This window comes from Dorea sp. Marseille-P4042 (assembly GCF_900290215.1).
Lineage (GTDB): Bacteria > Bacillota > Clostridia > Lachnospirales > Lachnospiraceae > Dorea > Dorea formicigenerans.
The window spans coordinates 458,267-474,260 of record NZ_OLMI01000003.1 but is presented as its reverse complement, the minus strand read 5'-3'; the positions used below and the strand labels follow the sequence as shown (position 1 = coordinate 474,260).

Sequence of the window (15,994 nt, the reverse complement as noted above, 5' to 3'; positions counted from 1 at the left end):
TTGGAAAGAGGAATGTACATAAGATGTCCAATAGCAGAATTTGATGCCCCAAGAAATTTTATCGTAGGTCGCATAATTCAAGTGGATGATTTTACAGAGAATGTAACAGTGGCATTTTTAGATCCATTTGGATTTAGAAATTATTATGAGAATATACCGGAGAAAGCAGAATTACCATATGATTATGTAAAGAGATGTACTTTGCATCGAGAATCTTATGTTATTTATAGAGAAAATAGATATAAAATATTGTCAGCACTTAAGGCGGATGAATGGTATTACTACTACCTCAAAGAAGAATTTACAGATAAAGTTATAAAAATTAGAGAAGACGTCATAGATGCACCATTTAATGGTGGCAGAATTTCGCCAGCGGAGCAACTTAGAAGTTATGAGTTTCAGAATCCTGCATGGTATTTTGGAAGAAATGTCGTGAGTAAAACTGTAAAAGTTCTTGATAATTCAGTATTTGGATTCAAAGAATTAGCAGGATGTAAGATATTTTTAAAAGAACACCAGCTCAGAACTATTATGCGTTGTTTACAAGAAAAAAACTGTAGAGTGATGTTAGCAGATGAAGTTGGTATGGGTAAAACTATTGAGGCTGCTTCTGTTTTAAAAGTATATACATTACATAATTCAAATAAGAGAGTTTTAATAGCAGTACCACGACCTCTTGTAGCACAGTGGAGAGCGGAATTACTTATTAAGTTTGAAATAACACCAGGAAATAACGTGAATGATAATTATGTTGAACTTATTGCGGAAGAAGATATTGAGGAATATATTAACATCCGTTGGGACTTTGTTATAGCGGATGAGGCTCATAAACTTTTAGCAAACAAAAGGTTATATACATATTTTCATTCGCTTAGTAAGCGTTCAGAGAATATTTTGTTGTTATCAGCCACTCCGGTTCAACAAAAGAAGGAAGCATATTTGGCGTTACTTCAACTTATTATGCCTGACAAATATGACCATTTTTCAATAGAAGATTTTCAAACTCTTGTAGAAAAACAAAAAAATATTACCAGGAGTACATACCTTGTATTACAGGATTTTGATGACTATATAGATAATATTGCTGATACTTTGGAAGATGGTGAGAATCCTTTAGTAAATGATGATTGTACCGATTTGTTTGATGATATACAAAATGGCCTTAGAAGAATTTCTAGGCTTATTGAGGATAGAGGTTTCGATAAGGTTTTATCAGAAATAAATCTGGAGAGTAAAGACTATGGTAAGGGTGCAATACAAGAGGCTCTTCTGTATGTATGCGAGAATTATCAGCTTGAAAAAAATATTATCAGAAATAGACGTAGATATATGGAAGAGGAACTTCCACATAGAACAGTCAGAGAAATCGAATATGAGCTTAATCCAGATAAGAACACTTATGAGCATACAACATATGAAGCTATTGTTGATTGGATAAGCGGACAGGAAATTTCTGCACAAGATTTTGAAATACATTATATTCCGTTACTTACAGCATTTTTTAGCTCATCTTGGGCATTTAATAAGGAGATTGAGCAGCAAAGAAAAAGCGGATTAGCTATTAATCAGGATGTAGAAGAAAATGCAAAAGAATGGCTAAGTGCAGAAGAATGGATGCTTGAGGAGCTTGATAATGTACTGGCAGAGCCATATAACTATTCAAGTAGAATACTTAGCATAGTTGATTTCATTGATCAGGAAATATATGAGGAAAAAGTAGTAGTATTTACGAACTATGCAGAAACCTTTGAAAAATATGGTCAAGTACTGAGAGCATATTTTGGAGAAGAAAAGATAGCTCTCTTTAACAAGAATATGAACGAAGAAGAATTGGAATTGAGTATTTATCGTTTCCAAAATGATGATGAATGTAAAATACTTCTTTGTGATGAGACTGGTGGCGAAGGTAGAAACCTTCAGGGAGCAGACTTTGTAATTCATATTGATTTGCCTTGGGATGCAAATGCCATTGAGCAAAGAATAGGCCGATTAGACAGATTAGGACGACCAGCAGATAAAGATGTATGTTCGGTTGTAATTTATGCAAAAGAAACTTTGGAAGAAGAATTATATAATTTTTGGAATAAAGGATTGAATATATTTACTCAGTCTTTAAGCGGGTTGGAAATTATTATGAATGAAATCAATGAGAGCATTATTCATGCAGTAACAAGTGATTTCCGATATGGTATTTCTAATGCAATTAATGAGATTATAGAATCTTCACAACGAATGGAAAAAGAAGTGAGAGAGGAGCAGCACTTTGATTCGGCAGCGTTTATATATGCAACACTCAATCAAGAGCTAAAAAGACTTTTACACTACTACACATCCAATGAGAATGAATTGTTTGCCAATACAATGATGGGATGGGCAAATCTTGCAGGATTAAAAGGTCAGTTTAATAAAAATGGTGTTGTGAGATTTAATGAAAATTCATTCTCTATAAAGTCAGCAGAAAACTCAATGCTGATACCACCGAATTGGATGGAATATGTAAATCGTACATCAAATGCCTTTTCAAGGAGGGTTAGGGAATTATACGAAGAAAGAACTGGAAATAAAACATCTACAGGTAGCAGGGAAATTGTAGGAACCTTTAATCGTGAACTTTCTATTGAAAATGATTACTTACACTTCTTTGCACCAGGGGATGAGGTCTTTGATTGTATTGTAGATAATGCAATGAATTCGTACAAAGGAACTTGTACAGCTTTTGCACTTGAAGCGGACTTCAATTGGCGAGGAATCGTTTATACTTGGAATTTATACCCCAATGAGCAACTGTTATTGGAAAATGGGATTCCCCTAACTGCGATAAGACAATATAAGAGTTATGTTTCTGCTGATCAAGTCATAACTCCTATCAGTACACAAAAGTATGAGCATGTACCTACAGATAAGGTATTAAAACTTATTGATGCAGTTTCAAGAGAATCAACATCTGATATTAGGAGGGATGTAGTGCATCTAGGTAGAAGATCAGTAAAAACTGATGGGCTACATATTAAAGAAAGATATGGTTGTTCCAATGTTGATTGGTTTAGACAAAATTATCCAGAGGACAAGTGGATAAATTTTGTTTCTGCATCAATGAAGATAGCCAAAAATCAGGTAAAGGAAAAAATGAAGGCTAGTAGCAATTTAAAGCAAGCAGCAGCCAGTATAGAACAGACATTGAATGCAGAAGTTGCACAAGCTAAGTTTTTTGGTGTAGATGCAGGTGAAATTGAACAGAAAAAACAGGTTTATGAGACGGTGCTTGAAGCACTGAGGACAACTAGGGTAGAACTCGAGGCAGCAGCATTTGTAATGGTGAGGAAGACGCATGATTAAAGAGCAGATTCAAGAATGCATACAAAAAATTTTGGATAATGAACTAGGTGGGATAAGCACAAATAATTGTCCAAGAGGCGGAATAGAAAAATATAGATATATGACAGCATATAGGTTGTCTAAGTATGTGAATTTTTATAGAACACGCAGAATATCGCTGGATGACTTTTTGATTTCGCTTAGAAATTATCTGCTTGTTTTTCAGATAGCTGTACGATTACCTATTGATATTGATATCACAGATAATAAATATGGACTCCGTATCGACTCAGAAGGTCTTTGTTATGCAACCTTAAATTTGCCGGATTATCTCAACATAGATATTATCAAGCAAGGATTCATGGTAGACTATGTAGAACCAGAAAAAGATGAAAGATATTTTCTTGGGGTTACACCTAATATATATCGTTTAACAGGGTTCCAGAGATTCAAATCAATACGTCAAAAACTTGCGGTTAATGGTGCACTTAATATGCCAGAAGGGTATACAGCATTAGTTTCTTTGCCAACAGGTGGAGGGAAGAGCTTAATTACACAAACTATGGCGTATCAAAAAAAAGATGGACTGACTATCACTGTTGTACCAACTGTATCATTAGCAATGGATCAAGTTAGAGTTGCAAGGGATAATATTCGAGTCGCATCCAAAGCAGAAATCGCTTGTTATTATAGTGATTTAGCAAGTGAAGAGAAGAGAAGCATTATAGATAGAATAAAAAACAGAAAGCTACGATTATTGTTTATTTCTCCAGAAGCACTTATTAAGAATGAAGTATTTAAACAAGTGATAGAGACTGCTAATGATGCTGGATATTTAAGAAATCTTATTATAGACGAAGCACATATTGTAATTGAATGGGGAAATTTTTTTCGAGTTGATTATCAGTGTTTGGAACCTTGGCGTAATAACTTATACGAAAAGAATTCTAAATTGAAAACAGTGTTATTATCTGCAACGTACGAAAGAACAACAGTTAAGATTTTACAGAGTATGTTTGCTACTGGAGATAAATGGATTGAAATAAGATGTGATGCATTAAGAAGAGAACCAAGATTTGAGTTGGTATCAGCAACTTCATATCGGGATAAGAATGAAAAAACAAGAGAATTATTACGATGTTTACCTCGACCAATGGTTGTATATGTAATGAGACCTGATCAAGCTCAAAAGGTTAAGGAAATGGCAGCAGATATAGGTATTACAAATGTAGAGACATTTACTGGGAAAACGAAGTCTGATGAGCGTTCTAGAATTATAGAAGAGTGGTCAGAAAACAAGTTTGACATTATAATTGCAACTTCAGCATTTGGAGTCGGTGTTGATAAAAGTGATGTCAGAACAGTTTTACATTTATATGTACCAGATAATCCAAATGCATATTATCAGGAGTTGGGAAGAGGAGGGCGAGATGGTCTTCCTTGTCTTAGTGTAATGTGTGTATATCCAGAAGAGGATTTGGAATCGGCATTTGTTATGACTGACAAAGTTCTTGGAAGTGAAAAAATTCTTGGACGATGGGAGAGTATGCTTAATAGCCATACTTCCACAAGAGGGATAGATTCATATACTTTGGATACATCTGTTAAGCCTAATTATAATAGTGTGGATTATGCGGAGGATACCAGTACTGTTGATCAAAAGTGGAATATCTATGTAATTCTTCTGTTAAGAAGATACAATTTGATTAAAATTTTAGATATGGTCGTAGATCCTCATACACAGGTATATTTTATAAGAATATCTATTTTGGATAAAAGATTACTGCAGACTTCGGAGGATACAAAACGGTTGATAGAAGATGTTCGTACTAAAGAATGGAATAAGAATGAAAGAGCATTTAAGACCATGAGTCGTTCTGTTAAGCTTGGAAAGCGCATGTGCTGGTCAGAGATGTTCTTTAATTCTACATATAGTAGGGTTTCAGAATACTGTGCTGGTTGCGACAATCATAAGAATATTGTTGAATCAGATCCAAATAGATTTGAGTTGGTAAAGAAAATTCCGGCTCCAACAAGAAAGTTTTCTGTTGAGTTGAATAATATGTTTGCTAATTCTAATGAGGCTATTTTATTTGCGGATAGTGATAATACAGAGTTAATAGGAAATGTAATTAATAGAGGATTTTCAACTGTTATTATAAATGATGATCAAAGCAGTTATTTTAATTTGTTAAATAGTATTTCAGAATGGACAGATGTAAATTTGCTGGGAATGAATGAGTTTGTTCGGTTGGTTGACCATGGAGATTATTATTTCTTTGCAGGAGATGCAGTTGTTTTGTATGGAAATAAATACTCGGGCATATATAAGAAAATTAGTAGATTACGGAAATCATTACAAACCGGTGAAATACGATTATTGCATGTTTTCAAAGAAGATATTTTTTGTAATGAAATAGGTAAAACCGTTTCATCAATTGTCGATGGACCGGTACTTGAAGAATATTTGATAGAAAGGATGTAGAGATATGTTTGAAGATAGAATGAAAACATCTGCAATTCCGGAAAGGGTATATGCCCTTTGCCAAGCGATTAAAAGCAGAACAATGAAGGAAAGCGATTTGCGAGAGTTGTTAGAACCATCGGATTTAGGTGGTACAACAAAATATTTTGGAATGGTTCGTGATGCAGCAAGACAGTTAGGGCTTATTTCTGTAAAGGAAGGTGATATATCATTGGCAATAGACTCAAAGTATGTATCATCATATGATTCAATGCGAGAATATATTGTAGGCAATATAGATACAATATCGGAAGGATTATTCTTTGCTGTATCAAAAGAATATATATCGATGAATGAACAAGTGTTTAGGTTTAAAGGAGTGTCTGAAGCTGCATTAGTAGAACATATGTCAAAAGTTATAGGAAAACCAGTATATGAAGATGATATGAGAGCTTGGAGATTCTGGGCTACATATTTGGGGCTTGGTAATCTTCATGATATGCTTTTATTGCCTAACATGTATACGTATCTAAAAGCCGTATTAGCAGTATGCAACATAAAAAAGGGAGAAGAATACACATTTACTGATTTCGTGGCTGCAATAAAGCCGTATGCTGAAATAGGGTTATCCGATATTGATGGAAATAAGAAAATCAATCTTGCTATGTCAAGTGGTTTACGAGCATTACATGATGAAGGAATTATCCAATTATCACACAAGCTTGATAGTGGTGATATGTGGTTCCTATATGAAGCAGAATTACATCCAATTAAATCAACAGTTACTCATGTAACAGTAAGGAGATAGCTTATGAATTCAGAAATTGCAAAAAGTAGAATAGGTGAAGTAATTCGTATTGATACTGTTACGAGTACACAAGCTGATTTCTTAGCTACTCATGTGCCTGTTCAAAATATTCATATAAGAAAAAAGTGGGATAGTAAAACAGACAAAATTATGTCTGAAGAGAAAGTTTTTTATAAATATGTCTTGAATACTGAAAATGAGCATCAGTTTATTATAGTGATAGGCTCAAGTGGTGCTGGAAAATCACACCTTATTAGATGGTTTGCGGCTAGATTAGAACAGGCGGCACCAGAAAATGAAGTAGTTCTTTTTGTTCGTAGAAGTGATAATAGTTTGAAAGGAACGATAAAGCAATTACTCGAATTGCCGGAAGTTGCCAATATACCGAATAAGGCTGTGTATGACAGGCTGGTTCGAGCAACTTCAACGATTGACAATAAAAAGCTTAAAGATATGATATATCAAAACTTCATTGTTGAAATCAAGAACGATGAAAATGATGAGATTATAAGTAATAATGAAAAGAAGAGATTAGTTGAATTATTGCAATACGAACAGTTTCAACTAAATCTAATGAAAGAAGAAGGTGCTATCGATCGTATTTATCAAAAAGTAGCTGAAAATGAAACTGGTGATAGCAGAGATGTAATGGCGTTGTTTGAAACTTCAGATTTTGAAGTGGATGTTAATTTTTGCGATGATATGTTTACCAATGGTGCAGCTAAAAATGCCATGAAAATGGCAAATGCCATTCTTGCGGATGATGAAATGCCAGAAAGACTAGCTGATTATATGAATACTCTGGTAAATAAGGTTATTCAGACATGTGCTGGATTGGAACCAGGAGATTTTGAACAGGTCTTTGTGGAAATTAGAAAAGAGATTAAAAGACAGGGTAAAAATCTTACTCTATTGATTGAGGATGTTACAGCATTTACTGGTGTAAATGTTGCACTGCTAAATGTTTTGACTACTGAACATACTGGAATGTATGAAAGTCAAGAACTTTGTAGAATTTCCTCTATTGTAGGAACAACTGAAAAATATTTTAACGTAAACTTTATGGATAACCATAAGGATAGAGTTACACAATTCTTTGTTATTCCAAATGATGTGTTCGGTGAAGATCAGAATTCGCTGTATGAATTTGTTGGTAGATATCTAAATGCAATGTCTTTGCGTGGCGATATTTTAGATGACTGGGCGAAGAATGGTGCTTCTATGAAAGAGTATCCTATTCATAAAGGAGAGGAAAAATCTCTTTGGGATACAGTTGAAATTGCAAAGGGGAAGGAATTATCGTTATTCCCATTTACTAAAAAAGCAATTACGAATCTATATATGTGTATTTTGCAGCCGGATTATAGAACTCCTAGATATCTATTAAGAGATGTTATTGAGAGAGCTATGAGAAATTATCTATTCAAAAAGGAGAGTTTTCCTGAATTTGCAATTGAAAGGATTAATGATATTCCATTTGAGAGTCTATATGTAAGTACTTATATTCATCAGCAAGTTGAAGAAAGCCAAGCAGACAGAGTTGAAAGATTCATAAGAGTTTGGGGTAATGCATCAGATCTGGAGTATGAAGAAAGCGGTATAAAATATTTAGGTGGAATGCCAATTGGATTTTTTGATGATTTAGGAATTCCAACTTTTACAGGAAGAAAAGGTGATAAGCCGGTTAAAGCATCTGTAGATTCAGTAAAACAACTATCGGATGGCTCAGATATTACTCAACCACCAGAACATATAGTACCGAAAGTTGATCCGGCAATGGCTGATTTCTTGCTGGGACAGAGAACACTGCAAATTTGGATTGATGGAGGAGAACTAAATGTAGGTGCTACAACAAAAGACGTTGTTAATATTACAAAAGCTAGAGATGAAATAAATAAAAGATTCTTGATATCTGCAATTAATTGGCAGATAGAAGGCGTATCTTTGGATAATTTGAATCGTGTAAAAGCTACAAAGGACTTTATAGGATTTGAAAGACAGAAAAGAGCAGCTAAGAATGCATTAACAATTTTGCCAGCAGATAGAGAAACGCAAGGTGTATTAGAGGCGTTTTTGGCATATGTAACATTAGGAAATGGAAGCTGGAATTTTGAAAATTCTGCTATGATGGTGTATCGAGTTCAGACTTGGCTTGAAAAGTGGAAAAAAACAATTATTCAGACTGTAAATGTTTTTGATAATCAATCAGTAGATTATCAAGATTGTGCGATTGCTACTGAAATGATACGAGAGATAATGCAAGGAGTGTTTACAGGAACAAAAGTTGAAGGTATTCCAACAACAAATCTGATGGCTAAAAATCTGAAAAAAACTGTACAAAATTCACATTGTACAGAATGGAATTCGCTTGTGAATATGCTTTTGAATAATGATGAAAAAGTAAAAGATGTGATTACGCAGTATTACAATATTATTCAAGGTAACTTGAAATCATCGCAGGTGTTTATTAGAGCGACAGAATTTAATTCCGATGTACGCAAAGTTCAGAAGGCAAAGTTATTGATACCAGATGAACAAATTCTGTTAAACGATCCAATTCCACAACGTCGAGAAATTCGTGAGATATATGAAAAGATATATACGCGTATTCCAAAAGTTGCGGAAGCAGAAAAAGAAAAAGCAAATCGGTTACTGGAACAAATTGGTATGTATTTGGATTATGAGGATATTGACGATGAAGATATAGAAGATCTTATTGACAAAATAAAGCTCTTTTATGAGACTGCAAGCAGTTCATTGGTTAATATTCATGGGAATATTCAGGTATTGGATGGAATAAAAAAAGATGCTAAGACCATTTCAGTAGCTTTTAGTGAGGTGGGAAAGGGCATTGCGAGTACAGATGATTTAGATACATTGCTGATGTTCTCAAAAGACCCTTTGTCAAAAATTGAACGTATATTGTCAACTTTACAGGCAGTACAAAAGGATATTGAATATGTTGCACGAGATGTTGAAAAACGAAGAGGCAATATTTTTGTAGATAATGGTGGTGACTTGAGTACGAGATATGTGGAATCACGCAATACGATTGAGGCGGATAGTAAGACTGTTATGGATTGGAAGGTGATGTAATGTTAGTAGATTTATTAGATCAGAGCATAATTGCTATGAAAGAAATATATGAATTAGAAAAATCTTCTAATGATGTACAGAAGCAGGAAAAGAACGATAAGATTTTTTCTAACGTAGTAAGTGAGAATCATCTGATGGTTAAGGCTGTTACAAACAGTATGTCTCAATTGGGATTTGTTATCTCGCAGGAAACTAGGGGAAAGGTTATTGGCTTGCTTAAATCATCGTGTGATGCAGTATCGAGAGGGTTGATACAAGAATCTACTGCTAATTATTTGCAAAAGGAAGTATTTAATATTAAGAAAGCAATACGTCAAGAATGGTCAGACTACTATCATAGAGTGGCAGACCAAAAGATAAATATGCTTCAGACTATAAAAGGTATTGCACCAGAGCGAGAAAAAGTAGATTATGCATCCAATAAAATTAAATTAGGTGCTTCTTGGGATTTTAAACAGGATAATCTGGACAAGATGGAAAAAGGTTTGCAGGAAGCAGACGAGATAATAAATAGTTTGGGCTTTGGAGAAGATGGTGCCGAAATTCTTGTTTTCCTCAAGAAAGTTGCATCTGGAAAAGCAAGTGTTCATGATTTAACCCCAGATATATTTAATTGGTTAAAGGAAAACAACATGACATCTAAACTTGCAGTTAGTTTTAGATAAAGGTGGTAATGAATTGTATGGATTTAAATAGTACACATTCATGTGATTTTTCTTATCATAACATAACAAGAAGTCAGATCTCGATTGATAAATACAATGGCGAGAGTAAGCGGATTAATATACCGGAAAAGATTTCAGGACAGGAAGTAGTAGAAATAGGAGAAAAAGCATTCTCGAATAATTTAATAATTGAGCATATACAATTGCCTGATTCAATATTAAGAATTAACGATTTTGCTTTTTTTGGATGTCGTAATTTAAGAAAAGTAAAATTTGGATTAGGTATTAGAAAAATTGGCGATAATGCATTTGCTGAGTGTGAGTCACTGCAAGACATACAGATTCGTTCGGAAATGGATTGTATCGGTGTTAATGCATTTACATTATCAAGTATTGAATCTGTTGAAATAAATGCTATAGAGGATTTACGAGAAGAAAGCTTTGCTCTGTGTAGTAGGTTAACATCTTTTTCAGTGAAAAAAGTTGATCGAATCCCTGAAAATTGTTTTGCGCATGATATATATTTGTCGAGTGTAAGAATGGAATGTAAGACTGAAGTTGCTGATAGTGCATTTGCAGATTGCAGAAGATTATCGGATATAGAGTATGGTCAATGGGAGTTTTCAGATAATGAAGATCTATATATTTCCGATGCACCAATGCGTAAAATGAGGAGACAATTTTTTAGAATTAAAGTGATACTTAAGAAAGAACCAAGATTTGAGAGTGGGATTGTAATGGAGAAAGCGAAAAGATTATATGAGTATATTGCAGAACACTCTGACCTACAGAAGGAAATTTCTAATATTTTGCCAGATGATATTATAAGCAATATTTTGAATGGCTCACTACCGGTGTTCCCACATGAAGATCTTGGTATAATAGTAGATGAGAATGAACTTATTCATTATATGAATCATGCAGTATTATATAAAGAAGTTGGTGATGGACAGTATATATCTATTAAAGGAAAACTGTACCTGTTTTCTAACAAAATTGGATTTTATGGTGGAAGTGATACATATGAGATTCTGTTGGACGATATTGCGGCAATAATGGAATTTGAAGGAAGCCCAATAATATTAGAAGTACTGACTAATGGTGAGAACCTATATATATCGACACCAAATACGGAAGTATTATTTAAAGTATTGCATACTATTGAATCTTCAAAAAGTGAAGATGATATGAAGTATATGAAAATAGAGACAACTATTGAAAAAATCATAGAAGGGGCAGACTTGGATTCATATATTTTTTATTTTGAAGATGTACAGCATAGTCAAATAAGCGAAGATATGGAAAAGCAAATTGGTATTCTTATAGAAAAGTTACACAAACTTAGTACAGCTCTGGAAAAGTATCCAGATAAGGTAGAGGGTACGCATAGATTTTCAAATTACTATTTGCCAGAAACATTAAGGTTAATATTTGCACATCAGCAGTATTTAACGGCTGGTGTATCGAAAGGACAGATTGATAAAGTATATATTAAGGTTATGGAATCGATTGACACAGTAATAACGGCAGTGGAGAGAAAAATTGATAGCATATATCAGGTCGCAACTATGGATACCATAGCAAAAGCGAATGCCTTGCAGAAAATAATGGGACAAGATGGATATGTTAAGGGCGAAGGTACATTAAAACACTAATGCGTAAATTGAAAGGAGACCAGCTATGGAAAATCAAACAAAAACAACACTTACATTAAATCCGGAAGAAGAGAAACAGTCAAATATCTTACTAGAGGGTGTTCTTGTGATGCAGACAGTTCAACCTATTGTACAGACACAGGCTGAATATAGTGCTGGATCTATTGATGAAAGTATGCTTAATAATGATGAAAAGGAAATGATAGCACAGTTTGCAAATGAGATTGACATTTCAAATGCCAAGCAGGTTATTCAGTATGGTTCCAGTGCACAAAAAAGTATTTCAGATTTTTCTGTAAATATTTTAGGAAAAGTAAAAATTAGCGAACTGGGAGATGTAGGAGATGCGTTAAAAGAACTTACTGTTGCTTTGGATGCAATCACAGAACCTGAAAAGAAAGGAATTTTGGGAATATTCCAAAAAGCTAAAAGGGGCGTAGATTCTATTAAGGCTAATTATGCAAAGGCAGAAACAAATGTTTAAAGAAAGAAACAGAGCCATCAATGGATATTAAGTCATTCGTGGATAGTTTATTTAAAGCAAGTGATGAAGAAAATAAGGCACTGAAAGTTACAGCACAGGCAGATAAGAAATCGAAAAAGGTATCGGGAAAGATTATTGATATTGATGATGACAATTTTGAACTAGACTTATAGTTGAGACTTCGGGTACGGGCTGTTTTTGTGTATGTGCCTATAATGTGTAACCAGGTATTGAGATTAATTATGTAACAGAAGATAGTAAGATAAAAGACTAGATGAAGGGAGGTTCGCTTATGGCAGGATGGAATCTAAAAGCTGGAGCTATAACTGAATATGTTGTAAGCGAAGACAGAATTTGGTCGTTGTTTAATTTTGTATTCTCAGATGCTTGCAAGAAGAGAAACACATATAAATTTGGATTGATAAAGTCTTTGTTAGATAGCACTTTTTCTGGAGAGATGACGGAACAAGGTGTCAAATATAGTTACGAAGAGTTGTTTGGTCGATTTGCATATAATTATTGGAATTTAGTAGTGAAATATGATTTGCGTCAGATGAGAAAAGATGGGAGATCAGAGTTCTCAAAGATCGAGTTGATATTTAAAGATGTTATTAAAGAAAATAATATATTTATTAATTTAGAATTTGAATCACTTGGTGCGGATATTAAAAATAAAATTATTAAGCAGGTAACAGTAGAGTGTAAAAGATTTGTTATTGGTGCTTTGTATGATGACTTTGATGGAATAATTTACAGTTTCAATCTAAAAGAAGATGGAATTGTTCTCAATCCCAGAGTGTATGATTTCATGCTGAAGTACAAAGCAGAATTAGAAAAGTTAAATTATTATGCATGGGCACGATTTTTAGAACAAATAAATGATGATAATGTGTTGGTGCGTGTAATAGATAAATTAGAATTGGCAACACCTAAGAGAGAAGATTTGTCAGTTTACAGAGAAATATTAAGAAAAGAATTTGAAGAAGATACTTGTTTTTATTGCGGGAAAAAGCTTGGAAAGAATATACATGTGGATCATTTTATTCCGTGGTCATTTGTGAAAGATGATAAGTTATGGAATTTTGTATTATCATGTGCAAGATGCAATGAGAGAAAGAGTAACAAGTTGCCTAAGCAGGATTTTCTTATAAAAATAGAACAGAGAAATAAGGGGATACAAGTAGTAGACAATATCATTGTTCAAAAGGACTTTGAGAGGTATTCTCAGGGCCTCTTAAACAGAATGTGGAAATACGCCAAAATGAGCGGGCTAAAAGAAGTTGAAATGCGAACATAAATTATATTTGAATAAAGCAGATTTGAGGGAAAATGCAGATATTTGTAGATGCAGATGCATGTCCGGTAGTGGGCATTGTAGAAGCGAGAAGCTTGTGCTGTTGGCACAGGCGAAGGAAGGTGAGCAAAATGGAGCTGTTTAAGAAGAAAGGTGTAGTACAGTCTTATGATAAGGAAAACAAGAAGCCGGTAATCAAAGCAAGCATTTGTAATGGCGAGCAGGTTGCAGGATTTAAGGATATACATACAGGTAAGATAGGAGAGGTAATGCTGATAAAAAGTCCGGCAGATCTCGAACATTTTAAGGCTATGTATGGAATAGATGAAGAGATAGTAAAGGAATACTGATTATGAATATACAGATATTTGGGACTAAGAAATGTAACGACACTAAGAAAGCGGAGCGTTTCTTCAAAGAGCGAGGCATCAGGTATCAGTTCATTGATATGAAAGAGAAAGGCATGAGCAAAGGTGAGTTTAACTCTGTGGCTCAGGTCAACGGTGGTCTGGACAACATGATTAACTGGGAAGGTAAAGACAAAGATTTACTTGCACTTATTAAATATACTGCTGATGAGGACAAGCTGGAAAAAGTGCTTGAGAATCCGCAGGTAATTAAAACTCCGGTAGTAAGGAATGGAAATCAGTCCACACTTGGTTATCAGCCGGATATCTGGAAAGGATGGAACTAATGATAAAGAAAATAGTAAAAGATCCATTGTTTCTTGCACAGAAATCTGTGGATGCGACAGAGGCAGATAAGCAGGTGGTAACGGATTTGCTCGATACATTGCGTGATAATCTTGATCATTGTGTAGGCATGGCGGCAAACATGATAGGTGTTAAGAAGAATATTATTGTGGTGGCTGCAGGTCCATTTCAATTTCCAATGATAAATCCGATAATAACGAAGAAACATGGGGAATATCAGACGGAGGAAGGATGTCTGTCGTTGGAAGGAGTCCGTCCATGCACCAGATATCAAGAGATTGAGGTGGATTACCTAGACCAGAACTTTAAGAAACAGCATAGGAAATATTCCGGTTGGACAGCACAGATTATTCAGCATGAGATTGACCATTGAATGGCATAGTAATATAAAGTACGGATAGGCAGCTTCCTGAAATTGCAAGAGGAATATTTTAATGCGCAGAGCAGATAGAAGTTATAAAGATTTAAAACAAAAACAGAAAAGTGCTATTGCTGATAAAACTCATAGGATGTATTTAAAGTTTTACCTTGTAAACCAAAGAATGCCGACTGATACTGAAAAGGACAGTATTTGTAGAACACTGTTTACAGCAGTATATGCTATTGCTCCAAGAACAGAATATGAAGAGTTCTGTAAGATTGTGGATAAGCGTGAAGCTGGTTATAAGTAGCGTATATTAAGGGATATTCAGAATGGCATTATCCTTGAAAAACTGAATATGAAAAAGCATAAGAAAACTCCAGATGAAAAGGCAGCTGTTTTGAAGATGAAAAGGAAACAGCGGAGAGCAAAAAGGAAAGCTGTGAATAAGCAGGCAGTTGAAAATAACATAGGTCAGGATGACACATTTCTTTACATAGCAGGGTATACTTCCGGTGGGGCACCATATGGAGTAACCTGGGAAGAAATGGGACTGGAACCATGGCAGGAATTAGAAGAGGAGTAATGAAGTGTACATAATAAAAACTATACAAGGCGATATAACTAAAATTAAAGACGTGCAGGCAATCGTTAATGCAGCCAATAATTCACTCCTTGGAGGCGGAGGTGTTGATGGTGCCATTCATCGTGCAGCTGGACCGGGACTTTTAGCCGAGTGCAGAACACTTCATGGCTGTGAAACTGGAGAGGCAAAGATTACAAATGCATATAATCTGCCATGTGATTATGTAATACATACTGTTGGACCGGTATGGAATGGTGGTAGGAAAAAAGAGGAGGAGCTTCTTGCAAACTGCTATTTTAATTCTATGAAGCTTGCTATGGAGAATAGAATCAGAACCATTGCATTTCCATCTATATCGACAGGAGTATATAGTTTTCCGATAGAACTGGCAGCAAAGGTAGCGGTTCATACAGTTAATAGATTCCTGCAGGATAATCCGGACTGTTTTGATTGGGTGGAATGGGTGCTGTTTGATGCACATACTGAGGCAGTGTATGAAGCTGAGGTGGACAAGTTATATAAGTAATAGATGATTTTAATTTGATGATTTGGA

The 15,994-nt window shown here is 34.6% G+C and carries 15 protein-coding genes; all 15 read left to right on the top strand.

All coding sequences use genetic code 11. From position 1 onward, the window contains the following. The 15 genes from C7E02_RS15810 to C7E02_RS15745 all read left to right on the top strand — a co-directional run bounded on the left by C7E02_RS15810 (position 1) and on the right by C7E02_RS15745 (position 15,967). Entirely contained in the window at positions 1-3,336 is a 3,336-nt protein-coding gene (locus C7E02_RS15810) for an SNF2-related protein (RefSeq protein ID WP_105310107.1), read from the top strand. Next, the gene (locus tag C7E02_RS15805) at positions 3,329-5,800 is read left to right on the top strand and encodes a helicase-related protein (RefSeq protein WP_105310106.1); all 2,472 of its coding nucleotides are present in this window, start codon (positions 3,329-3,331) and stop codon (positions 5,798-5,800) included. The genes C7E02_RS15810 and C7E02_RS15805 overlap by 8 nt, the downstream gene beginning before the upstream one ends. A 4-nt stretch (positions 5,801-5,804) precedes the next feature. Next, positions 5,805-6,587, top strand: a complete 783-nt coding sequence (locus C7E02_RS15800; protein ID WP_105310105.1) for a hypothetical protein — start codon at positions 5,805-5,807, stop codon at positions 6,585-6,587. 3 nt (positions 6,588-6,590) lie between these two features. Next, positions 6,591-9,683, top strand: coding sequence for an ATP-binding protein (locus C7E02_RS15795; RefSeq protein WP_105310104.1), 3,093 nt, complete (start codon positions 6,591-6,593; stop codon positions 9,681-9,683). After that, positions 9,683-10,348 carry a hypothetical protein gene (locus C7E02_RS15790; protein WP_105310103.1) on the top strand — a complete coding sequence of 222 codons (666 nt, stop codon included), beginning with the start codon at positions 9,683-9,685 and terminating at the stop codon, positions 10,346-10,348. Before C7E02_RS15795 ends, C7E02_RS15790 begins: the two co-directional genes overlap by 1 nt. 17 nt (positions 10,349-10,365) lie before the next feature. Continuing rightward, complete coding sequence (locus C7E02_RS15785; protein WP_158683080.1) at positions 10,366-12,003, top strand: leucine-rich repeat domain-containing protein; 1,638 nt, start codon at positions 10,366-10,368, stop codon at positions 12,001-12,003. Between the two features lie 25 nt (positions 12,004-12,028). Beyond that, positions 12,029-12,487, top strand: a complete 459-nt coding sequence (locus C7E02_RS15780; protein ID WP_105310101.1) for a toxic anion resistance protein — start codon at positions 12,029-12,031, stop codon at positions 12,485-12,487. Between the two features lie 20 nt (positions 12,488-12,507). After that, entirely contained in the window at positions 12,508-12,660 is a 153-nt protein-coding gene (locus tag C7E02_RS19265) for a hypothetical protein (RefSeq protein WP_158683078.1), read from the top strand. Positions 12,661-12,779: 119 nt separating this feature from the next. Continuing rightward, positions 12,780-13,784 (top strand): HNH endonuclease signature motif containing protein, encoded by a 1,005-nt coding sequence (locus C7E02_RS15775; protein ID WP_158683076.1) that lies wholly within the window; start codon positions 12,780-12,782, stop codon positions 13,782-13,784. Positions 13,785-13,912: 128 nt separating this feature from the next. After that, positions 13,913-14,131, top strand: a complete 219-nt coding sequence (locus C7E02_RS15770; protein WP_105310353.1) for an aspartate dehydrogenase — start codon at positions 13,913-13,915, stop codon at positions 14,129-14,131. 2 nt (positions 14,132-14,133) lie between these two features. Then, positions 14,134-14,475, top strand: coding sequence for an arsenate reductase family protein (locus tag C7E02_RS15765; RefSeq protein ID WP_105310099.1), 342 nt, complete (start codon positions 14,134-14,136; stop codon positions 14,473-14,475). After that, on the top strand, positions 14,475-14,867 hold the full coding sequence (locus C7E02_RS15760) for a peptide deformylase (protein ID WP_105310098.1): 393 nt from the start codon (positions 14,475-14,477) through the stop codon (positions 14,865-14,867). Before C7E02_RS15765 ends, C7E02_RS15760 begins: the two co-directional genes overlap by 1 nt. 61 nt (positions 14,868-14,928) lie before the next feature. Continuing rightward, the gene (locus C7E02_RS15755; protein ID WP_105310097.1) at positions 14,929-15,165 is read left to right on the top strand and encodes a hypothetical protein; all 237 of its coding nucleotides are present in this window, start codon (positions 14,929-14,931) and stop codon (positions 15,163-15,165) included. Between the two features lie 48 nt (positions 15,166-15,213). After that, a complete protein-coding gene (locus tag C7E02_RS15750) occupies positions 15,214-15,441 on the top strand; it encodes a hypothetical protein (RefSeq protein ID WP_105310096.1) in 228 nt (75 codons plus the stop codon). A 4-nt stretch (positions 15,442-15,445) separates the two neighbouring features. Next, complete coding sequence (locus C7E02_RS15745) at positions 15,446-15,967, top strand: O-acetyl-ADP-ribose deacetylase (protein ID WP_105310095.1); 522 nt, start codon at positions 15,446-15,448, stop codon at positions 15,965-15,967. The last annotated feature ends 27 nt before the right edge of the window (positions 15,968-15,994 follow it).